The sequence below is a fragment of the Hymenobacter sp. UYP22 genome, assembly GCF_040547285.1.
Classification (GTDB): Bacteria; Bacteroidota; Bacteroidia; order Cytophagales; family Hymenobacteraceae; genus Hymenobacter.
Window position 1 is genome coordinate 405596 of record NZ_JBEPPK010000001.1, and the last position, 22622, is coordinate 428217.

General features: G+C 59.0%; 20 protein-coding genes. 13 read left to right on the forward strand and 7 right to left on the reverse strand.

Features of this window, described 5'->3' with window-relative positions; genetic code table 11:
• The first annotated feature begins 87 nt into the window (after positions 1-87).
• On the forward strand, positions 88-1122 hold the full coding sequence (locus tag ABIB60_RS01840; RefSeq protein ID WP_354577312.1) for a LacI family DNA-binding transcriptional regulator: 1035 nt from the start codon (positions 88-90) through the stop codon (positions 1120-1122).
• Positions 1123-1223: 101 nt separating this feature from the next.
• Positions 1224-1601: a TonB-dependent receptor plug domain-containing protein gene (locus ABIB60_RS01845; protein WP_354577314.1), complete on the forward strand. Its 378-nt coding sequence runs from the start codon at positions 1224-1226 to the stop codon at positions 1599-1601.
• A gap of 33 nt (positions 1602-1634) precedes the next feature.
• On the opposite strand, the gene porX is transcribed toward ABIB60_RS01845, so the two are convergent.
• Positions 1635-3200: a T9SS response regulator signal transducer PorX gene (porX, locus tag ABIB60_RS01850; protein WP_354577316.1), complete on the reverse strand. Its 1566-nt coding sequence runs from the start codon at positions 3198-3200 to the stop codon at positions 1635-1637.
• Positions 3201-3393: 193 nt separating this feature from the next.
• Between porX and ABIB60_RS01855 the strand changes: the two genes are divergently transcribed.
• From ABIB60_RS01855 to ABIB60_RS01885, 7 genes are all read left to right on the forward strand, one after another.
• Entirely contained in the window at positions 3394-3783 is a 390-nt protein-coding gene (locus ABIB60_RS01855) for a four helix bundle protein (protein ID WP_354577318.1), read from the forward strand.
• 93 nt (positions 3784-3876) lie between these two features.
• A complete protein-coding gene (locus ABIB60_RS01860; RefSeq protein ID WP_354577320.1) occupies positions 3877-5106 on the forward strand; it encodes an HD domain-containing protein in 1230 nt (409 codons plus the stop codon).
• Between the two features lie 123 nt (positions 5107-5229).
• The gene (gene lpxD, locus ABIB60_RS01865) at positions 5230-6270 is read left to right on the forward strand and encodes a UDP-3-O-(3-hydroxymyristoyl)glucosamine N-acyltransferase (protein ID WP_354577322.1); all 1041 of its coding nucleotides are present in this window, start codon (positions 5230-5232) and stop codon (positions 6268-6270) included.
• Positions 6271-6382: 112 nt separating this feature from the next.
• Positions 6383-7774 carry a bifunctional UDP-3-O-[3-hydroxymyristoyl] N-acetylglucosamine deacetylase/3-hydroxyacyl-ACP dehydratase gene (locus ABIB60_RS01870; protein ID WP_315997798.1) on the forward strand — a complete coding sequence of 464 codons (1392 nt, stop codon included), beginning with the start codon at positions 6383-6385 and terminating at the stop codon, positions 7772-7774.
• A gap of 97 nt (positions 7775-7871) precedes the next feature.
• Entirely contained in the window at positions 7872-8672 is an 801-nt protein-coding gene (gene lpxA, locus ABIB60_RS01875; RefSeq protein ID WP_354577324.1) for an acyl-ACP--UDP-N-acetylglucosamine O-acyltransferase, read from the forward strand.
• Positions 8673-8776: 104 nt separating this feature from the next.
• The gene (locus tag ABIB60_RS01880; protein ID WP_354577326.1) at positions 8777-9409 is read left to right on the forward strand and encodes an ABC transporter ATP-binding protein; all 633 of its coding nucleotides are present in this window, start codon (positions 8777-8779) and stop codon (positions 9407-9409) included.
• Between the two features lie 133 nt (positions 9410-9542).
• The gene (locus ABIB60_RS01885; protein WP_315997801.1) at positions 9543-9902 is read left to right on the forward strand and encodes a hypothetical protein; all 360 of its coding nucleotides are present in this window, start codon (positions 9543-9545) and stop codon (positions 9900-9902) included.
• 227 nt (positions 9903-10129) lie between these two features.
• Here ABIB60_RS01885 and ABIB60_RS01890 read toward each other — a convergent pair whose 3' ends face one another.
• Positions 10130-10897, reverse strand: a complete 768-nt coding sequence (locus tag ABIB60_RS01890) for a DUF4197 domain-containing protein (RefSeq protein ID WP_354577328.1) — start codon at positions 10895-10897, stop codon at positions 10130-10132.
• Positions 10898-11037: 140 nt separating this feature from the next.
• On the reverse strand, positions 11038-11847 hold the full coding sequence (locus ABIB60_RS01895) for a DUF4197 domain-containing protein (protein ID WP_354577330.1): 810 nt from the start codon (positions 11845-11847) through the stop codon (positions 11038-11040).
• A 100-nt stretch (positions 11848-11947) separates the two neighbouring features.
• Here ABIB60_RS01895 and ABIB60_RS01900 point away from each other — a divergent pair, with 100 nt between their 5' ends.
• The 3 genes from ABIB60_RS01900 to ABIB60_RS01910 all read left to right on the forward strand — a co-directional run bounded on the left by ABIB60_RS01900 (position 11948) and on the right by ABIB60_RS01910 (position 15239).
• Positions 11948-13201, forward strand: coding sequence for a competence/damage-inducible protein A (locus ABIB60_RS01900; RefSeq protein ID WP_354577332.1), 1254 nt, complete (start codon positions 11948-11950; stop codon positions 13199-13201).
• A gap of 258 nt (positions 13202-13459) precedes the next feature.
• The gene (locus tag ABIB60_RS01905; protein ID WP_354577333.1) at positions 13460-14866 is read left to right on the forward strand and encodes a dihydrolipoamide acetyltransferase family protein; all 1407 of its coding nucleotides are present in this window, start codon (positions 13460-13462) and stop codon (positions 14864-14866) included.
• Between the two features lie 166 nt (positions 14867-15032).
• Complete coding sequence (locus ABIB60_RS01910; RefSeq protein ID WP_354577334.1) at positions 15033-15239, forward strand: hypothetical protein; 207 nt, start codon at positions 15033-15035, stop codon at positions 15237-15239.
• Positions 15240-15319: 80 nt separating this feature from the next.
• Here the strand turns inward: ABIB60_RS01910 and ABIB60_RS01915 are convergent, their stop codons facing one another.
• The gene (locus tag ABIB60_RS01915) at positions 15320-15733 is read right to left on the reverse strand and encodes a DoxX family protein (RefSeq protein ID WP_354577335.1); all 414 of its coding nucleotides are present in this window, start codon (positions 15731-15733) and stop codon (positions 15320-15322) included.
• 611 nt (positions 15734-16344) lie between these two features.
• Here ABIB60_RS01915 and ABIB60_RS01920 point away from each other — a divergent pair.
• A complete protein-coding gene (locus ABIB60_RS01920) occupies positions 16345-16701 on the forward strand; it encodes an STAS domain-containing protein (protein WP_354577337.1) in 357 nt (118 codons plus the stop codon).
• Positions 16702-16758: 57 nt separating this feature from the next.
• Here the strand turns inward: ABIB60_RS01920 and ABIB60_RS01925 are convergent, their stop codons facing one another.
• From ABIB60_RS01925 to ABIB60_RS01935, 3 genes are all read right to left on the reverse strand, one after another.
• Positions 16759-17367, reverse strand: coding sequence for a nitroreductase family protein (locus ABIB60_RS01925; RefSeq protein WP_354577338.1), 609 nt, complete (start codon positions 17365-17367; stop codon positions 16759-16761).
• Positions 17368-17468: 101 nt separating this feature from the next.
• Positions 17469-20051: a TonB-dependent receptor gene (locus ABIB60_RS01930; RefSeq protein ID WP_354577339.1), complete on the reverse strand. Its 2583-nt coding sequence runs from the start codon at positions 20049-20051 to the stop codon at positions 17469-17471.
• Between the two features lie 393 nt (positions 20052-20444).
• Entirely contained in the window at positions 20445-22490 is a 2046-nt protein-coding gene (locus ABIB60_RS01935) for a S9 family peptidase (protein ID WP_354577754.1), read from the reverse strand.
• Between the last annotated feature and the right edge of the window lie 132 nt (positions 22491-22622).

A 22622-nucleotide genomic window follows, 5' to 3' on the forward strand; every position in this document is an offset into this window, starting at 1 on the left:
CCCGTTATATGGCGTAGCTTTGCATAAGTAGTTGCGTAGATTTTGCGTAACTACTTGCACGACCATCCCCTCCTAATCAGCCGAACTTTGGCACGTACGAAAGCCTCTATTACCGACCTGGCCCAGCAGCTCGGCGTTTCCGTTTCCACGGTGTCCCGGGCGCTCAGCGACCATCCGGGCATCAGTGACACGACCAAGAAACGGGTGTGGAAGCTGGCCAAGGAGCTGCACTACCAGCCCAACCACATGGCAGCCGGCTTGCGCAAGGGCCGCAGCAATTTGCTGGGCGTACTAGTGCCCCACATCGACGGACACTTTTTTACGCTGGTGGTGAAAGGCATTGAAACCATTGCCTCCAAGGCGGGCTACAACATCATGATCTGCCAGTCGAACGAGGATGTGACGCATGAGCGCAAGAACATCGAAACCCTGCTCAGCGCGCAGGTAGAAGGCATTCTGGTATCCATGTCGCGCACCACCCGCGACTTCAAGCACTTCGAGAAAGTGCGCAAGCAGGAAATTCCGCTGGTATTTTTTGATCGGGTGCTGGATGGGCTGGACGTAAGTGCCGTGGTGCTCGACGACCGGGAAGGTGGCTACCAATCCACCAAACACCTTATCAAGCAGGGCTGCCGGCGCATTGCCCACTTCGGCGGCCCCCAGCACCTGAACATCTACAAGCACCGCCGCCAGGGCTACATTGATGCCCTGCTGGAAGCCGGCTTGCCCCTGGAAGAGGAACTGATTTTCTACTGCGACATGACCCTGGAAGACGGCATTGCCGGCATGCAAAAGATGCTGGCCTTACCTACCCCGCCCGACGCCGTATTTTCAGCCTCCGATTTTTCGGTGGTGGGGGCCTTGCAGGAGCTCAAGCGCCGCAAGCTGCGCGTGCCCCAGGATATTGCTCTGGCCGGTTTCAGCAACGAAACCTTCACCTCCCTCACCGAGCCCATGCTCACTTCCGTGGATCAGCGCTGCGAGCAGATGGGCCAGTCGGCCGTGCGGCTGTTTCTGGAGATGCGCGAGGAACACAGCAGCACCTTTTCCCCCCGCCGCGTAGTGCTTCAGCCCGATTTGCTGGTCCGGGAATCGTCGGAGCGGAGCAATGGGAAGAAGTAGATTGATCAAGTAGTTTTTTTGCACGAGCAGGTGTGAATTTTATCTTCCTGCTGCATCTATACATGACCTATCCGAGAAATTCATTGTAATCCCACTCCGCTATGCGTATCCGCTTCTATTTGTCAGCTGCGCTCCTGCTATTAGCTCACACTAGGCTGCGTGCGCAAACCAAAGTACTTCCATCATTTCACCAAGTGCAAAGCCCGGATACTACTACTCATAAGCCCATTCAGATCCGTCTTGTTTGCACCAGTTCCATACGACCTGGTGATGAGCCGCTTTGGGTAGTTGATGGCCTTCCCATTTCTGCGGAGCAGGTCAAAACTATCAACCCTGATGACATTGAGAAAATAGCCGTTCTCAAAAGTACTCAAGCAACGGCTCTTTATGGCTCCCAAGCCACCAATGGCGCAATACTCATCACCATGAAACAGCGCGTACCGCCCCATACCAGAAAGCAGAAAAGGCCGGTCAACTGACCGGCCTTTTCTGTTGTTTAGCCTTCGATATTTCTACCCTTTCGGGCTGAGCACCACGTACGGGATGATACATTCCTCCAGGGAGATGCCACCGTGCTGGAACGTGTCCTTGTAGTAGTTCACGTAGTAGTTGTAGTTGTTGGGGTAGGCGAAGAAGTAGTCGCCGACGGTGAAGACGTAGGCGGTGCTCACGTTCTCGCGGGGCAGGAAGATGCGTTCCGGCTTGCGCACGGTGTACACGTCGCGGGAGTCATCGAAGCCCAGGTTTTTGCCGTGCTTGTAGCGCAGGTTGGTATTCGTGTTCCGGTCGCCCACAATCTTGTAGGGGCGCTTCACGCGGATGGTGCCGTGGTCGGTGGTGATGATAAGCTTGCCCTTGCGCTCGGAAATCTGCTGGAGCATTTCGTACAGCGGGGAGTGCAGGAACCACGACTTGGTGATGCTGCGGTACGCCGACTCATCAGCCGCCAACTCCCGAATCATGGCCATATCGGTGCGGGCGTGGCTGAGCATGTCCACGAAGTTGTAGACGATGACGTTAAGCTTGTAGTTGTTGTGCAGGTTGGCCATTTTGCCTAGCAAGTCCTTGCCAGCTTGCAGGTTGGTTACCTTGTTGTAGCTGAACTTATGCTTCTGGTTGGCTTTCTGGAACATGATTTCCATGAACTCGGCCTCGTGCATGTTCTTGCCCTCGTCGTCGTCGTCCCACACCCAGAGGTTGGGGTACTTCTTCTGGATATCACCCGGCATCATGCCCGAGAAGATGGCATTGCGCGCGTAGGCCGTGGTAGTGGGCAGAATGGAGTAGTAGGTTTCCTCCGAATCAACGGTGAACAGCTCGGCAATGATGGGCTCCAGCACCTTCCACTGGTCGTAGCGCAGGTTGTCAATGAGCACGAAGTACACGGGCGTGTCGCCGGTTTCCTTCAGCATGGGGAACACCCGCTCCTTGAATAGCTGGTGCGACATGAGTGGGGCCTCGTCATCGTCGCCGTTCACCCAGTCCTCGTAGTTTTCCGTGATGAAGCGGCCGAAGTAGGTGTTGGCTTCGTCCTTCTGCATGTTGAAGACGTCGGCCATGCTCTTGCCCTCCGTTTCGTTGATTTCCAGCTCCCAGTATACCAGCTTCTTGTATACATCGGCCCACTCAGAGGGGCTGAGACGGTCGGAGAGCTGCATGCCCAGCTGGCGGAAGTCGCGCTGGTAGCCGCTGTTGGTGGCCTCACTCACCAGGCGCTTGTTGTCGAGCACCTTTTTCACGGCCAGCAGAATCTGGCTGGGGTTAACGGGCTTGATGAGGTAGTCGGCAATTTTGGCCCCGATGGCCGATTCCATGATGTGCTCCTCCTCGCTCTTAGTAATCATGACCACGGGCACGGTGGGCCGCAGGGCTTTGATTTCGGTGAGGGTTTCGAGGCCCGTCAGGCCGGGCATGTTTTCATCCAGAAATACGATGTCGTAGGTTTTCTCCTGAATTTCCTCAATGGCATCGGCCCCGGAGTTGACGCCGGTTACATCGTAGCCTTTGTCTTTGAGGAAGAGAATGTGGGGCTTCAGGAGGTCGATTTCGTCATCGGCCCAGAGAATCGAATATTGCATGGGGTAGGGTCTTGGGGTCTTGGGGTCTTAGGGGCTTGGTTGCTAGGCCAATCACCGCTGCTCTCCGACCATTTGGAATGCTGTTATGCTCAGGCAAAGCAAGTAGCTTTACCGGGAATCCGGCGAATAAGATTCAATTCCGCGCCGTTTACTTGTTGAGTAGCCTGTTTAATTTACCATTCAAGGGCCTATTATGTTCGATTTTCGGAAGCTGCGTATTTGGCAGGAGAGTTTCGCCTTGACGCTGACCGTGTATCAACTCACGCGCAATTTCCCAAAAGAAGAACTGTTTGGTCTTACCAGTCAGATGCGCCGGTCGGCGGCATCTGTACCGCATAATATTGCCGAAGGTTGCGGCCGGCAGTCGGCCCCCGATTTGCTCCGGTTTCTAACTATTGCGATGGGCTCAGCCAGCGAATTGGCCTCTCAACTCCTGCTAGCGCAAGGACTGGACTACCTCTCAACGGAAGCCGCCAACTCGATATTGCCCGATGTAGAACGACTCCGGCGGATGCTGACAGCCTATTATCAAAAAGTCAAAGCCAACCTTCCTGACAAACACAATCCGGCCACTACGCCGTAAAGCCAGCCTAACTGCTCCGTCTGCTCCTCCCTTTTCCGCTTCGGGCCCAAAGGTCAATCCAAGACCCCAAGACCCCAAGACCCTAAGACCCTAATGAACAAAAAGAAAATCTTCAACGACCCGGTGTATGGCTTTGTGACCATCCCCACGGAGCTGTTGTTTGACCTGATTGAGCACACTTATTTTCAGCGCCTGCGCCGCATTCAGCAGTTGGGCCTTACCATGTTTGTATACCCCGGGGCTCTGCACACGCGCTTTCACCACGCCCTGGGCGCCATGCACCTAATGACGCTGGCCCTGCGCACGCTCAAGGACAAGGGCATCAAGATTTCGGCCAAGGAGGGCGAGGCGGCTATGGCGGCCATTCTGCTCCACGACATTGGCCACGGGCCCCTCTCCCACGCCCTGGAGCGCAGCATTTTCGATGATGTGCACCACGAGGCCATCAGCCTGCACCTCATGCGCAAGCTCAACGCCCAGTTCAACGGAGCCCTGGACCTGGCCATTCAGATTTTCGAGGGCACCTACTCGCGGCCGTTTTTTCACCAGCTAGTGAGCAGCCAACTGGATATGGACCGGCTGGACTACCTGAACCGGGACTCGTTTTATACCGGCGTGCAGGAAGGCCGCCCCGGCGCCGACCGCCTCATTAAAATGCTGACGGTGGTGGACGAGAAGCTGGTGCTGGAGGAAAAGGCCGTGTACAGCATCGAGAATTTTCTGGTGAGCCGCCGCCTGATGTACTGGCAGGTGTACCTGCACAAAACCGTTACCTCGGCCGAGCAGATGGTTATCCGGATTATGGAGCGGGCCCGCGACCTGGTGCGGGCGGGCGTGCAGGTGCCGGCCGCACCCAACCTGCACTTCTTCCTCTCGCGCAACGTCACGCAACGGGAGTTTGAGCAGGATGACCAGATTCTGCGCCGCTTTACCCGCTTGGATGATACCGACGTGTGGGGGGCCGTGAAGCTCTGGGCCGACCACCCCGATAAAGTACTCAACTACCTGGCCCAAAGTCTGCTCGACCGACACTTGTTCAAAATCACGCTCCAGACCGAGCCGTTTGATGAGGAGTTCCAGCTAGGTATTGTGGAGCTGATTGCCGAGCACTTCCGCCTGCCCCACGACGACGCAGCCCAGCTCATGCTCACGGGCCGCATCAGCAACAACGCCTACGACATCGGCGGCCAAGACCCGATTGACGTGCTGACCAAGCGCGGGCGGGTGGTCAACGTGGCCGAGGCTTCCGATTTGCCCAACATCCGGGCCATCAGCCAGCGCGTGGAAAAGCACTACATCTGCTACCCCAAGGAAATTCTCTGAGTTGTTGAGTGCCAGTTGTCAGGTGCCAGTAACACTTGGTAAATGAGTCCTCCTGCCCATTCCGCATTGCCTGACAGTTGGCAGCCAGCAACTGACAACTGAATAATTATCTACTTTTGCCCGATGGAATTTACCGTAGGCCAGATAGCAGAAGTACTGCGCGGAACTGTGGAAGGCGACGCCTCCCTGCGCATCGACCGACTAGCCAAAATTGAGGAGGCCCAGGCGGGCGCCCTCTCCTTTCTGGCCAATCTGAAGTACGAGCCCCACCTGTATTCCACGGGCGCCTCGGCCGTTATTGTTAGCCACTCGCTGGAGCTGCGCCACCCCGTAGGGGCCGCCCTCATCCGCGTGGAAGACCCCTATACCAGTTTTACCACGCTGTTGGAATTCTACCAGCAGGCTACCCGCACCGGCAAACGCGGCGTGGAGGAGCCGGCCTATATGGGCAGCGGCTCCCGCATCGGCGAGAACCACTACCGCGGGGCCTTTTCCTACATCGGCGAGAACTGCGAAATTGGCCGGGACGTGGTGATTTTCCCCCATGTGTTCATCGGCGACCGGGTGAAGATTGGTGATGGCACCATTCTATACGCCGGGGCTAAAATTTACGCTGAAACCGTTATTGGCAGCCGCTGCACCGTGCACGCCGGGGCCGTCATCGGGTCCGATGGGTTCGGCTTTGCCCCCCAGCCCGACGGCTCCTACCGCACTATTCCGCAGATTGGCAACGTGGTGCTGGAAGATAACGTGAGCATCGGGGCCAACGCCACCATCGACTGCGCTACCATGGGTTCCACCCTCATCCGGGAAGGCGCCAAAATTGATAACCTTGTGCAGATTGCCCACAACGTGGAAATCGGCCGCCACACGGTGGTAGCCTCGCAGTCGGGCATCTCGGGCTCCACCAAAATCGGGGACTTCTGCGTGCTGGCGGGCCAGACGGGCCTGGCCGGTCACCTCACCCTGGCTAACCGCACCACCGTTACGGCGCAGTCGGGCGTAGGCAAGTCCATCAAGGAAGAAGGCGTGCTCTTGCAGGGCTCCCCGGCCTTCAACCTGCGCGACAGTTTGCGGGCCAATGCCGTATTCCGCCACCTGCCCGACCTGGAGCGCCGCCTAACTCAACTGGAGCGTGCCCGCACCGAACCGGAAAAGCCCTAGCTTTGCGTTTTGAAGGAGTTAGAAGTCAGGAGCTAGAAGGCTTGGCTCGCCTGCCTCCTTCGATTTTACCTTTACCTCCTAGCTTCTAGCTCCCAGCTCCTAGCTTCTTTAGATGAACGACAAGCAACATACCATCAAGGCCCCCGTCACCGTGAGTGGCATTGGCCTTCATACCGGCGTGCAGGCCACCATGACGTTCTGCCCCGCGCCCATCAACCACGGCTATAAATTTCAGCGCGTTGATTTGCCCGGGCAGCCCATTGTGGATGCCGACGTGGACAACGTAGTGGACCTGAGCCGCGGCACCACTATCGAGCAGAACGGGGCCCGCGTGAATACGGTGGAGCACACGCTGGCCGCGCTGGTGGGGTTGCAGCTTGACAACGTGCTGATTCAGCTGGACGGGCCTGAGCCCCCCATTATGGATGGCAGCAGCTACGAGTTCATTAAGCCCCTGCTCGAAGCGGGCTTGGAGGAGCAGAACGCCCTGCGCAACTACTTCGAGATACCCGACGAAATCCGCTACGTGGACAACGCCCGGGCCGTGGAAATTGCCGGCCTGCCGCTGAACTCTTACCGCCTCACGGTGATGGTGGACTACAACTCCCCCGTGCTGGGCTCCCAGCACGCCTCCCTCACCCACATCGACCAGTTTACCTCCGAAATTGCGTCGTCGCGCACGTTCTGCTTTCTGCACGAGCTGGAGGCTCTCTACAAATCCAACCTCATCAAGGGCGGTGATTTGAGCAATGCCATTGTGGTAGTTGACCGCGTGGTAAGCGACGAAGAACTGGGTGATTTGGCCACCATGCTGGGCAAACCCAAAGTAGCCGTCAAGAAGGAAGGCATCCTCAACAACGTAGACCTGCGCTACAAAAACGAGCCCGCCCGCCACAAGCTCCTGGATTTGGTAGGCGACCTGGCCCTGGTAGGCCGCCCCCTGAAAGGTCAGATTCTGGCGGCCCGCCCCGGCCACGCGGCCAACGTGGCCTTTGCCAAGCGCATCAAGAAGAAGATGATGGAGGCCCACGCCAGCGCGGTGCCTACCTACGACCCCGCCCGGGAGCCGGTGATGGACATCAACAAGATTGCCGCCACCCTGCCCCACCGCTACCCCTTCCTGCTCATCGATAAGATTATTCACCTGGATGCCAACACGGTAACCGGCGTGAAAAACGTGACGATGAACGAGCCGTTCTTTCCGGGCCACTTCCCGGGCAACCCCGTGATGCCCGGCGTACTGCAAATTGAGGCCATGGCCCAGACCGGCGGTATTCTGGTGCTGAGCACCGTGCCCGACCCGGAGAACTACTGGACCTATTTCCTGGGAATTGAAAACTGCCGGTTCCGTCGAATGGTTAAACCCGGCGACACGATTCTGTTCAAATGCGAGCTGACGGCTCCTATTAAGCGCGGCATTGCCAAAATGAGCGGCAAGGCCTACGTGAATGGGAAAGTGGTAATGGAAGCCGAAATGTCGGCCAGCATCGTGAAAAAGAGCTAAAAATCATCAAACCGAAGAATTAAAAGTGGCTTCACTCGTTCCCCAAGGCCGCTGTCTTCCTTTCGTGATTCTTACCTCTCAGTTTTAATTGACAAGAATGAACCAGCCGCTCGCCTATATTCACCCCGAAGCCAAAATTGCCCAAAACGTGGTAGTGGAGCCTTTCACTACCATTGATAAGGATGTGGAAATCGGGGAAGGCACCTGGATTGGCCCCAACGTGACCATTATGGCGGGGGCGCGCATCGGCAAGAACTGCAAGGTATTTCCCGGCGCCGTTATTGCCGCCCAGCCCCAGGACCTGAAGTTTGCCGGTGAGAAGACTACCGTGCATATCGGCGACAACACCGTGATTCGGGAGTGCGTAACGGTGAACCGGGGCACGGTGGACAAGCTTAAAACCACTATCGGGGCCAACTGCCTGCTAATGGCCTACGTGCACGTAGCCCATGACTGCGTAATTGGCGACAACTGCATTCTGGCCAACACCGTGCAGGTAGCGGGCCACGTTGAAATCGGGGATTACGCCATTGTAGGCGGCTCCTCGGCCATCCACCAGTTTGTGCACATCGGGGCCCACGCCATGATTTCGGGCGGCTCCCTGATCCGGAAGGACGTGCCGCCGTTTGTGAAGGCCGGGCGTGAGCCGCTCACCTACGTGGGCATTAACAGCATTGGCCTGCGCCGTCGGGGTTTCTCGGATCAGAAAATTGCTGAAATCCAGCAGCTTTACCGCTTGCTGTTCCTGAGCGGCTTGAACAACAACGCGGCCCTCGACCAGATTGAGTTGGAATTGGCCCCTTCCCCGGAGCGGGACGAGGTAGTCAACTTCATCCGCAACTCCGGCCGGGGCGTTATCAAAGGCTATGGCCGCAACAGCAACGCCAGCGGCGAGTAAAGAACTGAAAAGTCAAAGAGAAAAAGTCATAGGAAATTTTCCGGCCATATGGCCCACGCGGAAGTTGCCCTGATTATTTCTCTTTGACTTTTGATTTGTCTACCATGCAGATTACCGCCACGGGCCTGAGCAAGCGGTTTGCCCGGGAATGGATTTTCCGGGACCTCACGCACACGTTTCAGGCGGGTACGGCCACGGCTATTCTAGGGCCGAACGGAGCCGGTAAAAGCACGCTCCTGAATACGCTGTCGGGGCAGATATTGCCCACGGCCGGCACCCTCGCCTACCAGCACCAGGGGCAACCGGTGGCCGTGGAGGAGGTGCCGCCCCGGCTAGCCTACGCCGCGCCCTATTTGGAGCTAATTGAGGAGTTGAGTCTGACCGAGCTGATTCGGTTTCACACCCGCTTTAAGCCGTTGCGGCCAGGGGTTTCGGCCGAGCAGCTGATTACGCTCATGTATCTGGAGAAATCCCGGCATAAGCTGGTGCGCGACTTTTCCAGCGGCATGAAGCAGCGCCTGAAGCTGGCTCTGGCCCTCTACGCCGATACGCCCCTGCTGCTGCTGGACGAACCCACCACCAACCTCGACCGTACTGGGGTGGCATGGTATCTGGAGCACATACACGCTACGCTGGCCGGCCGCACCGTACTGGTATCCAGCAACGTGCCCGAGGAGTACGACTTTTGCCCGGCGCTGATTAACATTACGGATTTCGGGGCGAAGGCCGCCCGTTAGATTTTGGGAGCCAAAAAAGCATCTTGGCTGCTCAGCGGGAACCTTTGCAAAGCCTCACTACGTATCTTTGCGGCAGCGGCACTCTGGCTTTTTCCGCTGCTTTTTATCAACCTTTTCTGACCTTGGCAAGGCCATGAGACAACACGACGACCTCGACGACGACCTTTTCGATGACGATGAGCTGGACAACTTTGCCGCTACCGGCGGCAGTGCTACCCGCGGCAACTTCGAAGACCAGCTTTCGGCCAAGTATGCCGATTACCTGATGTGGCGTGATACCGGCTCCTCCCACGACGAGGCCCTGGACCTGGCCAGCATGACGGAGGACGAATACACCACCGCTGAAGCCGCCGAAGACCCCGATGGTAGCCGCGGCTTCAGCTCCCTGGATGACCTAGATGACGACGAATTCTCGGACGACGACTCTGACGAGTACGGCAGCAGCGGCAGCTCCCGCAACAGCAACCGCAACTCGGATTACGACGACTACTAATTGATAATCGGGAGAGTTGGCTGGAATGTGAGTGATATGCAGAACGCATTGTTTCTCTTCCTTTTCACCCATCCAACCCGTCCAACGCAAAGGCCCGCTTCCCTACCGGAAAGCGGGCCTTTGCTGTTACGTCCGTAGCGCAAACTTTGTAGTTCGCGGCCCCGCGCCGATAAAATCGTCCGGATGACGCGGGGGCGCGAACTACAAAGTTCGCGCTACTGCACTTCCTATTTCCGGCCGAAAACGCGCTTAAGCAAGTCGGTGGTGCGGGCCACCGGGTTTTCGCGGATGTTGGCTTCTTCCTGGGCGACCAGGGTAAACAGGCCGTCAATGGCTTTGCCGGTGGCGTACTGGTTGAGGTCGGTTTGCACGGGCGTTACCAGCGGGATGCGGTTGTAGCGCGTGGTTAGGTCGGTGTAGTACTTGGTGGCCCCTACCTGATCGAGGCTGCGCTGCATGATGGGCTTGAAGGCCGTAGTGAGTTGTTCGGTGGTGGTGCGCTTCAGGTAATTGGTGGCGGCATTCTTCTCCCCGGTCAAAATACCCCATACATCTTTGAAGGTCAAGCTCTTGATAGCCGACAGGAAGATGGGTTTGGCACTTTTAGCCGCGTCCTCGGCGCCCCGGTTCAGGGTGAGCTCAAACCGGTCTACCTGCGCGCCCAACCCAATGGAGCGCAGCGTGTTGGCTACCCGCTGCGCATCGGCCGGGAAAGGAATCCGGATTAGCTTATTCAGGTAGAAGCCGTCCTGCTGGGAGGCCTGGTCGGCGCCTTTGCTGATGCCCAGGGTCAGGGCCTCTTTCAGGCCCCGGGCCGCTTCGTCCTGGCTGATACTACCGGTGCTACCCGCTTTGGTGGTCGTGGTGGTAGTAGTTGTCGTCGTGGTGGTAGTCTTGAGAATGTCGCCTAGCTTGGGCAGCTTAAATTGAGCCGAAGCGGAAAGCTGAACGCCCAGCAGCACGGCGGGCAATACGAGGAAACGGCGGTAGTTCATGGCGGAAAGAATAAGTAGCAAAGATACTACCCCCACTTTTGCAGAAACCGGACCAACTAATTTTCGGCCATAAAGAAGCCGTGAAAGTCCAGCGCTGAGGCAGTCAACTCGGCTTCCACGGTTTCGCAGGTACTTCGATTTTATTTCCCAAAAACGCGCTTGAGCAGGGCGCTGCCCTGGGCGGTGGGATTGGCCCGGATGCGGCCTTCCTCAGCGGCAATGAGGGCAAACAGGCCATCCACAGTTTTCTCGGTGGCGTAGGGCACCAGTTGGGGGTTGAGGGGCGTCACGAGCGGGATTTTATTGTAGCGGGCCACCATTTCGGCGTACAGCTTAATAGCACCGGTTTGCTCCAAGGACTGCTGCATGGTGGGCTGGAAGGCGGTGCGCAGGTCGGCGGCGGTTTTTTCGTAGAGCAGCGTGGTGGCCGCGTCACTTTCCTTGCTGGTAGCCAGGGTGAGGGCATCCTGCAGGCTCAGGTTTTGCACTGCGTTCAGGAAAATGGGCTTGGCTTGGGTGGAGGCAGTTTCGGCGGCACGGTTCAGGGCTACTTCAAACTTATCTACTAAGGCCCCGGCCCGCAGCTTGCGCAGCGTTACGGCTACCAGCTCCGCTTCGGGCGGGAACGGGATGCGGATGTCGGCGTTGCCATTGAAGCCGTCGGTTTCGCCGGCCTGGGCTACGGCCTTGCTCACGCCCTGCGTCAGGGCTTCGCGCAGGCCAGTGGAGGCTTCATCGGCCATGAGGGGCACTACCACGGGCGCAACTACTTTGGTAACGGCAGCTTTGGTGGTCGTGGTAGTCTTCGCAGGCGTGGCTTTCTTAGCCGTGGTAGTCTTCTTGGCCGTCGACGTGGTTTTTTTCGTGGTGGTTTTGGTTTGGGCGGCGGCTAGCTGAGCCGTGGCCAGGGTGAGCGAGAGGCCCAGGGCCAGCGTGCGGAGGGGAGTCATACGGGAGAAAGTAGAAAAACCAAGTAGCCGGAATGGCGTTGTTAGCGGGCGAGGTGCCAATATTGCGCCAAATCTGCTTCCCCTCCTAACTCTCCCGTTTATGACCCGCGTTCCGGACGTTGAAATCATGACCATCGGCGACGAACTGCTCTACGGACAGGTAATCGACACCAATTCGGCCTTCATGGGCCAGGAACTCGGCAAGCTGGGCCTGCGCGTGCGCCAGATTACCAGCGTATCGGACCGGGCCGAGGAGATTGTGGCGGCCCTGGATCTGGCCCGGCAGCGCGCCCAGGTGGTGCTGATGACCGGCGGCCTGGGCCCCACCAAAGACGACCTGACCAAGCACGTGCTGGCCCGCTACTTCAACTCCGAGCTGGTGCTGCACGAGCCTACTCTGCGCCACGTAGAAGGCATTTTCGCCCGCTATAACCGGCCCATGTTGGAGGTGAACCGCCAGCAGGCCTCAGTGCCGGCCAACTGTACGGTGCTGCACAACGCCCTCGGCACGGCTCCCGGCATGTGGTTCGAGGATGGGGGCACCGTGTTCGTGAGCATGCCCGGCGTACCGTTTGAGATGAAAGGGCTGATGACCAACGAGGTACTGCCCCGCCTGCGCCAGCACTTTCAGACGCCTGCCATTGAGCACGTAGTGGTGCAAACCGTGGGCCTGGGCGAGTCGTTTCTGGCCCAGCGCATTGAGGATTGGGAAAACCGTCTGCCCGCTAACGTGAAGCTGGCTTACCTGCCCTCCCTGGGTGGGGTGCGCCTGCGCCTCACCGGCCACGATGACGGCCAGCCCAACCTGCGCGCCCGCATGGAAGCCCTGCTACCCGAGCTGCGCACCCTGCTGGGCGACCATATTTTTGCCGAGGGCGAAATCAACCTGGAAACGGCCGTGGGCAAGTTGCTAACCGAGCGGGGCCTTACGCTGGGCACGGCCGAAAGCTGCACCGGCGGCCTGCTGGCCCACCGCATTACCAGCGTGCCGGGCAGCTCCCGCTACTACCAGGGCAGTATTGTGGCCTACTCCAACGAAATAAAAATGCGGGAGCTGGGCGTGAAGGCCGAAACCCTGGCCGCCCACGGCGCCGTGAGTGAGGCCGCCGTAGCCGAAATGGCCGAGGGCCTGCGCCAGCGCCTGGGTGTAGATGTGGCCGTGGCCACCAGCGGCATTGCCGGCCCCGAGGGCGGTACGTCCACCAAGCCCGTCGGCACCATTTGCATTGCCTACGCCGACGCCCATCACACGGTAACCCGGCAACTGAGCTTTGACCGGGGCCGGCAGCTCAACTTGGAATACACCACCACCGCCGCCCTCAACCTGCTGCGGCTGGAAGTGAGTAAGGGCTGAACAGAGAAAGATGGCGGAATGGATAGATATAGAACGGGCAAACTGTCATCCTGAGCTTGCGCAGGACCTTATCACGTCAGGTTTACTACCGAACGACTTGTGCACGCGTGATAAGGTCCTGCACCGGGTCAGGATGACGGTCTACCAATCTGCTTATCCAACTACCCAACAATTCCCCCATCCAACAGTCCAACACTTCACTTACCTTTGGGGCACCAACCCCCACCCCACCCTTTTTCTAAAACGACCCCCAACCGCATGGCACGAGTGGAAATGACGATGCCCAAGATGGGCGAATCCATCATGGAAGGCACCGTCCTGAAATGGCTCAAACAAGTAGGCGACTCCATTGACCAGGATGAGTCGGTGCTGGAAGTGGCTACCGATAAGGTAGATACTGAAGTGCCCGCCCTTCACGCCGGCATCCTGCAGGAAATTCTGGTACAGGAAGGCCAGGTAGTAGCCGTGGGAGCCCCCATTGCCATCATTGAAACCGACGCGGCTGCGGCCACCTCGGCGGCTCCGGCCGCAGCTGAGGCGCCCGCTCCATCCAGCAACGGCACCGACAAAGCCGCAGTTGAAGTTCCTTACCTCTCGGAGCCCCACGAACCCCAGGCCCGGCCGGCAGCCCAGCCCCAGGCTGGCCGCTTCTACTCGCCCCTGGTGCTCAGCATTGCCCGCGAGGAAGGCATCAGCATGGCCGACCTGGAATACTTGCCCGGTACCGGCAGTGAGGGCCGCGTAACCAAAAAAGATATTCTGGACTACGTAGCCGCTGGCAAGCAGCCACTGACTACGGCCGCTGCTCCGGCCGCCGCCGCACCAGTTGCGGCCCAAGCGCCGGCCCCAGTTGCCGCAGCGGCTCCGCAAACTCAAGCGGCTCCGGCATCAGCGCCGGCCCAGAAACCGGCAGCCAACACCCCGCAACCAACTAAAGCCGTGCCTTCTATCAGCGGCAACCAGGAGCTGCTGGAAATGGACCGCATGCGCAAGATGATTGCCCAGCGCATGGTGGACAGCAAGCGGATTTCGCCCCACGTTACCTCCTTCGTAGAGGCCGACGTGACGGACATCGTAAACTGGCGCAACAAGCACAAGGATGCCTACAAGAAGCGGGAGGGCGAAAACCTCACCTTCACGCCCATCTTCATTCAGGCCATTGCCCGCGCCATCCAGGATTTCCCGATGATTAACGTGTCCATTGAGGGCGACTACATCATCAAGAAGCGCGACATCAACGTGGGCGTGGCCGTGGCCCTGCCTTCCGGCAACCTCATCGTGCCCGTGATTCATAACGCCGACCAGCTGAACCTGAACGGCCTGAGCAAAAAGGTGAACGATTTGGCCAACCGGGCCCGGGCCAACAAGCTGAAGCCCGAGGATCTGGAAGGTGGCACCTACACCGTGAGCAACGTGGGCTCCTTCGGCAACGTGATGGGCACGCCCATCATTATGCAGCCGCAGGTAGCCATTATGGCCGTGGGCGCTATCAAGAAGAAGCCTGCCGTTATCGAAACCCCGCAGGGTGATTTGATTGGCGTGCGTCACTTCATGTTCCTGAGCCACAGCTACGACCACCGCGTAGTGGATGGCTCCCTGGGTGGCATGTTTGTGCGTCGCGTGGCCGACTACTTGGAGCAGTTCGACCCCAATACCAGCATTTAGAGCTTAGAGCTTAGAGCTTAGAGCTTAGAGCTTAGAGCTTAGAGCTTAGAATGTATGAAGAAAGCCCCGCCGTGGTTACGTGGCGGGGCCTTTTTATGGTATGATGCCGTACTTTTGCGTTGTGGCCGGGTCTCTTTCCGACTGCTTGCGTTGATTTTCTCTTCCGATGAATAAAACTCTGCCCCTGCTGGCGCTGCTGCTGGCCCTCGGCCTCATCCTGTTTCTATATCAGCGCCTGCGCAGCACCGAAACCGCCCTGGAAATAGCCCAGAAACGATTCAGCGACTGTGAACAGGTTAACTTTCAGCTTCAGAATCAGCTTACTCAGGCCACCCGCGCCGCCGTGCCCGACAGTCTGCGGGTACGCAAGTAACCTCCGCCCCAGTACCGCTCCCAGCAAAAAGCCCGACTTCAGATTGTTTGAAGCCGGGCTTTTTGCTGAATTATTGTGCGCTATACCACCGCGTCAGTGGTGCGGGTGCGGGCGGCATCCACGCTCCAGGGGCCGGGGCCGGCCGCCGCTATGTACAGGTACACGAAGCTGTACACTACGGCCAACTCGCCCTGGTTGATGATGGGCAGGGCGTGCTGGGGAGCATGGGCCATGAAGTAAGCCACGGCCATCAGCCCCGAGAGGATGAATGCCACCGGGCGCGTGAACAGCCCAATGAGCAGCAGCAAGCCCCCGCCAAACTCCAGAATACCCGCCACCAGCATTAGCCCAGTGGCACCGCCCGCGTGGTCGGACGGGGGCCAGCCAAAAAGCTTCTGGGTACCGTGAAATATCATGAGTAATCCGACTACGATGCGCAGGACGCTCAGCAAACGGGCCGCCCAGGGCGCCAGGAAAAAGGTAGATGTGGCCATACAAGCAAGAAATAATGTGAGTACACGGGTTTCAACGCAGAAGGTGGCTGCCAGGATGCGTGGCGTCGTCTTTCTGCTGACTGTCTGAGTCACATTGTGCCATTAGCTGCTACAACGAGCCGCCGCACCCGGGGGCAGGTAACGGGCGCCGGGGTACTCAGGCGGGTTATTTCACTGGTAGTTTCCGCAACGCGTTCCGCAATGGCCGCCTCCTGTGTACCATTTCTACCGTTTTTCGGGATGCGCGACGGGCCGGAACGGGGCATCAGCAAAGCCGCAATGGGATTGGCTTAGCCGGTATCAGCCACCCGATAACGTTCCTGGGCAAACAACTCAGCAGTACCTCAGCGTTAGGCACGACAGTCACCCTGTCCGGGCGCTTCGTCCCCAACAAGCCGGTTGAGGCTGCGCCCCAAGGCTAAGTAACAAGCAGCAGCGGGATATACGGAATCAGTCTCCGTGCTTCAACGCCCTTGTAATAAGTTGTTTTTGACATAAATACGCAGGAAGCCCAACGATAAAATACGTATATTCTCGTACAGAATGGCCGCCCGAAGAGGCGTAGCTTTATACCTCTTCTCACCGGGTTAAATCGCCCTAGTGCCCTCTGTATGATGCGTCAGCTTGTTGTGCATACCAGTGGTTATTCCAGTTCGTGTGGCCTAAGCCTGCGGGGCAGTTGTGCAACGCTCACGGACGTTCAGGTACTGGAAAATGCCATCCGCCAGGTGCTCCGCCCCAGCTGCCGCCAGTTCTGGGTTGACTGCCGCCAGCTGGAGGCTTTGAGCTACCAGGGCCAGCGGGCTTTTCTATGGGCCGACAACCAAGCCCGGGCGGTGGGCGTGACGCTATACTGGTGCGGGCTGCCAGCCAACTTACTCACCCAGCTCAACGAAAGTGGGCTAGCCCTACTGCTGCATTTGCTGCCGGCCATATCTTACCAGGGGCCCGCCGAACTCCTGGCCTGAGCCCCCCTGCGCACACTGGTATGGCCTGGTAGGGCCCCGGGCTATTTTCTGTCCTTACTAATCCAGTACCCACGTCACCTTTTCCTCCAAGGGCTTGCGGGTGCTGCGGGCCGAGGTACCCGGTTTGGGGTAGCCCAAGTAAAAAAAGCCCAGCAGCTGGTCATCGGGGCCCAAACCGAAAAAGGGTTTGGCTTCCGGCAGGTAGGTAACGCCCCCGCTACTCCAGAAGCCCGCCAACCCGTGCGCCACGGCCGAGAGGTGCAGATTTTGCACGGCGCAGGCCACCGCCGCTACTTCCTCCACTACGGGCACCTCGGCGTTGCGCTTCAGCCCAATGGCAATGACGTGGGAGCTGAGCAGGGGGTTGTTGCGCATCTTCGCCAGCTTGCTTTCCTGAAATTTCTCCCCCGCCGTAGCCCGGTAAAGGCCTGCCTGGAAATCAGCCAACTTCTGCCGACCCTCGCCCGCAAACACCACAAAGTGCCAAGGCTCGGTGCGCTTGTGCGTGGGGGCCCAGGTAGCATTTTCCAGCAACTCCCGCACTAGCTCGGCGGGTATGGTCTGGCCGGGCTCAAACTGCACCGGCTGTATGCTGCGGCGCCCCCGAATAAGCTGGGTAATCTGCCGGGCCTCTGCGGCCGGCGTAGTTGCTGCTGAATGCGTCATGGGAAAGTAAGCCGCAACAGCCAGCGGATGTTTAGCCGGGAAAGCAAAAGACCTTCTGTTGGGCAGAAGGTCTTTTAACTTGTACTACTAGCCAGGGCGCGTTAGGGCCGGCCGCCGCTGGCACCCTGGGCGGGCGTAGCGCCGGCACCGTTACCCCCGTCGCCCCCGTCTTTCAGGTCGTCGTTGTTTACGGAGCGGCGGCGCTTGGGCTGGGCCATACTCATCTTGCCAATACGGTAGCTCAGGTTTACGCGGAAGCCCGAGCGGCGCAGCACGTTCACGCTGTACTGGTCGAGGGCGGGCGTGCTGATGGAGTTGCGAATTTTGTTGGTGGGCGTGAAGAAGTTGTCGGCCCCGAAGCCGATGCTGCCTTTCTTGTCGGCAAAATCCTTTTTCAGGCCCACGCTGTACACCCCGAAGCCGCCCTGGTAGCCCTGCAGCTGCACTTGTCGGCCCCGGTAGAAACTAAAGGCCTGAATTCCCCAGCCCTTGGCAAAGGTATACCCGCCCATGAGGCGGCCACTGGCCACCCAGCCCTGGTTGCTGGCCGCAAATAAGGGGTTGCTCACGTTGTTATCGAGGGTGGCGTAATACACGTCCAGGCCCCCGCCCAGAGTCAGCTTGTTCTGGATGTTTACGTTGGCATTCACGCTGGCCCCGTAGGCGTTTTCGGTGCCGATGTTAGCGTAGGTAGTAGTAATGGTGTCGCCGTTGGGCGTACGCACGGGCTGAATGGAGCCGGTGGTGTTGCGGGCAAATGCCGTGAAGGTCAGGGTAGTTTGCTTGATAAAGGTGCTGTAGCCCAGCTCAAAGTTGTTGGTTTTCTCCGGCTCCAGCTCGGGGTTACCCTGAATGATGCTTAGCTGGTTGGGTATCTGGCGGTTGGGGTTCAGAAACTGTAGAGAGGGGCGCTGGATGCGGCGGTTGTAGGCGGCTTTGAGCACGTTGCCGTTGGCCAGCTTGCGCGAGAGGTTTACGCTGGGCACCAGCACGCCGTAGGAGTCAATAGACAGCGGATTATCGGTGCGGAAGTCGGCATCAATGGTGGTGTACTCGTAGCGGGCCCCGGCTTTCAGGGTGTAGCTTTTGAGGAAACCCAGGGTGTAGGAAGCGTAGGCGGCCGCCACGTTCTGGTTGTAGTCGAACACGTTGGAAAGCGTGGTGCCCGTTTGCTGCTGCCCGTTCAGGAAGGTGGCGTAGTCACTGTTTACCTTGCGCATAATGTCCTTGGCCCCGAACTCCAGCAGCTGGGTTTTGCTCAGGGGCGTCTGGTAATCCAGCTGCAGGGTTACTTCCTGGTTGTAGCTGTCATTGAGGTTGCTCAGGGAGTTGCCGGTTCCCTCGCCTTCTTCCACCGTGTTGGTGAAGTTGTTGGTGCGGGTGTTGCGGCTGTACTGGCCCAGCAGGCTCAGCTCCCGCTGGGGCGTCTCAAACGTGCGGGTGTAGTTCAGGGTAGCATCCAGGGTGTTGGAGTTGTCCAGCACTTTGATGTCGCGCACGGAATAGCTAGGCAGGCGGCCGTTGAAGAACGTGGTACTGGATGTCTGGTCGTCCTGGTAGTTGGTACCGTTGCGCAGGCCCAACTGCACCGAGGCCGAGAGAAAGTTGTACTTGTTGATGTCGTAGTCCCAGCCCAGCGAGTAGCGCCCGAACACGTTCTGCTGGCGCGTATCGGCCGACTGCACCGTGCGGCTCAGCAGCTGGCGGTTGGCAATGTCGGTGCCCTGAATATCGTAGGTGGTTTGCTCGTTGCGGAAGCTGCCCGGCGTGTTGTACTGGGCCCGGCCGCCCCCACCCAGCGAAAAGCCCATTTTACCCACCCGGTACGAGGCGTTCAACCCCAAATCGGAGCTGCGCAAACCGGCGCTGGTGCGCAAATCCAGGGTGAAGCCCTGCAGGTTGTTCTGCTTGGTGACGATGTTGATGATACCGCCCGAGCCTTCGGCGTCGTACTTGGCCGAGGGCGAGGTAATCACCTCCACCGTCTTAATCTGGTCGGCCGGAATCTGCTTCAGGGCATCGGCAATGCTGTTGGCTGAAATGGTGCTGGGGCGGTTGTTGATGAGCACCCGGATATTCTGGCTGCCCCGCAGGCTCACGTTGCCATCCAGGTCCACCGAGAGGTTGGGCACGCGCTTGAGCACGTCGGTGGCGTCGCCGCCGCGGGTGGTTTCGTCCTTTTCGGCGTTGTACACCGTGCGGTCCACCTTTTCCTCTACCAGGCTGCGCTGGCCTTCTACCCGCACCTCTCCCAGGGCCTGGGCCGAGGAAGCCAAGGTCACCGTACCCAACGCTACCGTGTTGCCGGCCTCCGTGATGACCACGCCTGGCTTCTCCACCAGCCCGTAGCCAATGAAGCTGATTTGCACGGTGTAAGTGCCCGGGGCAATGCGCGGAATCGTGAATTTGCCGTTGTCGTCGGCGGCGGTGCCATCCACGGGCTTGCCGGTGGCCGGGTTCAGCAGGGCCACGGTGGCGTAGGGCACAGGCTGCTTGGTGGCGGCATCGAGTACGGTACCGGTAATGCGGCCCGAGCCTTCCTGCGGAGCCGCAGCGGCACCTCCAGCGGGCCGGGTTGCGCCAGCCGGGCGCGCGGCCCCGTTGGGCGGCCCGCCGGCGGGCATTTGGGCCAGCACCGCGTGGCTGCCGGAAAGGAGAAGAATCGGGAGGAATAGCTTTTTCATGTGCGAGAGGGGAAGCGTCTATTACCCGGCCGCCAAATGGCCGCTACGGGCCTCCGGGCGCTGTATTGGCGTAAACCTAGCACCTCTGGACCCCACCCCCGAAATGAAGCCGACCAACCAGCTGATTTCTGCGGCGGAGCCCGAAAAAAGGTCGGGCGAATACCGGGTAACCGAGCCACAGACGCAACTTCGCCGCCGAGGTGGCACCAGGACCCGAATATTTATCAGGTTTCTGGCTGGCTAAAAACGCAAAATGCCCCTCCGGAAGCCGGAAGGGCGTAAAGTAGCGCGCAGCTCCGCTTCGCGCACGAGCGAAACGAGTATCGGGCGTGTGGCTCTCCCGCGTGGGAACTCGCTCTGCTCGTGCGCGAAGCGGAGCTGCGCGCTACTGTGCTAGGCCTTCACACCCAGCAGCAGCAGCATGAAGGCAAATTGCCGGGCCGTGTCGTGGATGGATTTGAAGCGGCCCGAGGCCCCGCCGTGGCCGGCGGCCATGTCGGTATGCAGCAGCAGTAGGTTGTTATCAGTTTTCACGGTGCGCAGCTTGGCTACCCACTTGGCCGGCTCGAAATACTGCACCTGCGAGTCGTGCAGGCCGGTGGTCACGAGCATGTTGGGGTACTGCTGGGCCTTCACCTGGTCGTAGGGCGAGTACGAGAGCATGTAGTCGTAGAACTCCTTCTGGTTGGGGTTGCCCCACTCGTCGTACTCGCCGGTGGTCAGCGGGATACTTTCGTCGAGCATGGTGGTTACCACGTCCACGAAGGGCACGGCCGCTACTACGCCTTTGTAGTACTCGGGGTGGTTGTTCACCACCGCGCCCATCAGCAGGCCGCCGGCCGAGCCGCCCATGGCAAACAGCTTATCGGCGGCGGTGAACTTCTGGTCGATGAGGAATTTGGAGCAGTCGGTGAAGTCGGTGAAGGTGTTTTTCTTCTTGAGCTTCTTGCCGTTCTCGTACCACTGCCGGCCCATCTCCTGCCCGCCCCGGATGTGGCAAATCACGTAGGCAAAGCCCCGATCCAACAAACTCAGGCGGGCGGCGCTGAAGGTGGCATCCATGGAGTAACCGTAGGAGCCGTAGGCATACTGCAGCAATGGGGCCGAGCCGTCCTTCTTGAAGCCTTTCTTGTAGACGATGGACATCGGGATTTTGGTGCCGTCGGTGGCGGTGGCGTACACCCGCTCGGTCACGTAATCCTCCTTTTTGAAGCTCCCGAGTACGGTTTGCTCTTTCAGCAGCTTTTTGCTGCGGGCGTTCATGTCGTAGTCGAAGGTGGAGTTGGGCGTGGTGAGCGAGGAGTAGCCGTAGCGCAGCACGGGCGTATCAAACTCGGGGTTGATGCTGATGGCGGCGGTGTAGGTGGGCTCCCCGAAGTTGAGGTAGTGCTCCTGCTTGTCCTTCCACCGAATCACGCGCAGCTGCAGCAGGCCTTCCTTCCGCTCACCCAGCACCAGGTAGTCCTTGAACAGCTCCATATTTTCCAGGAACACGTCGGGGCGGTGGGCAATAACCTCCTGCCAGGCCGTTTTGCCGGTGTTTTTCACCGGCGTTTTCAGCAGGCGGAAGTTGGGCGCCCCGGCGTTGGACAGCACGTAGAAGTCCGAACCGAAGTGCTCCACCTCGTACAGGTGGTCGGCTTCCCGGGGCAAAAACACCTTAAGCGCCTCCGTGGGCTTGCCAGCCTCCAGGTACCGTACCTCCGAGGACATGGTGCTGCCGATGGTCAGGAACACGTACTGCCGCGACTTGGAGCGGTGTACCCCGATGCGGAAGGTGTTGTCCTTCTCCTCGTACACCAGTTGGTCCTGCTTGGGGTCGGTGCCCAGGGTGTGGCGGTAGAGCTGGTAATCGAGGAGGGTATTGGGGTCCTTGCGGGTGTAGAAAACGGTTTTGTTGTCGGCGGCCCACACGGCGTTGCCGCTGGTGTTCGGAATCTGCTCGGGGTAGAGCTGGCCGGTTTGCAGGTTGCGGAAGCGCAGCGTGTAGAGGCGGCGGCTCACCACGTCCTCGGAATAGGCCAGCACCTGGTTGTCGTCGCTCACCTCGAAGCCGCCAATCTGGTAGTAGGCCTTGCCCTTGCCCAGCTCGTTGGCGTTCAGCAGAATTTCCTCCTTGGCGCTCAGGCTACCCTTTTTGCGGCAATAAATCGGGTACTCGGCCCCAGCCTCGAAACGGGTGTAATAGTAGTACCCATTCTCCCGGTACGGCACCGACTCGTCCTGCTCCTTGATGCGGCCTTTGATTTCCTGAAACAGCTTTTCCTCCAGCCCCTTCACCGGGGCCATTTGCTGCTCGGTGTAGGCGTTTTCGGCGTTCAGGTATCTGATTACCTCGGGGTTTTCCCGCTCATTGAGCCAGTAGTAGTTGTCGAGGCGGGTGCCAAAGGGCGACTTGAGTTCTTTGGCCTTGAGGGCCGCAACGGGTGGTTTAGGCATGGTAGCAGAGGAGCTTTGGGCGTAGAGCGTGCCGCTGAGCAGCAGGCCCGCACCCGTGAGCCAGGTATACAGTGGGTTCATAGCGCAACAAGTCAACAAGTGAAAAGGATGCGCTAAAGAAACGGGGAATTT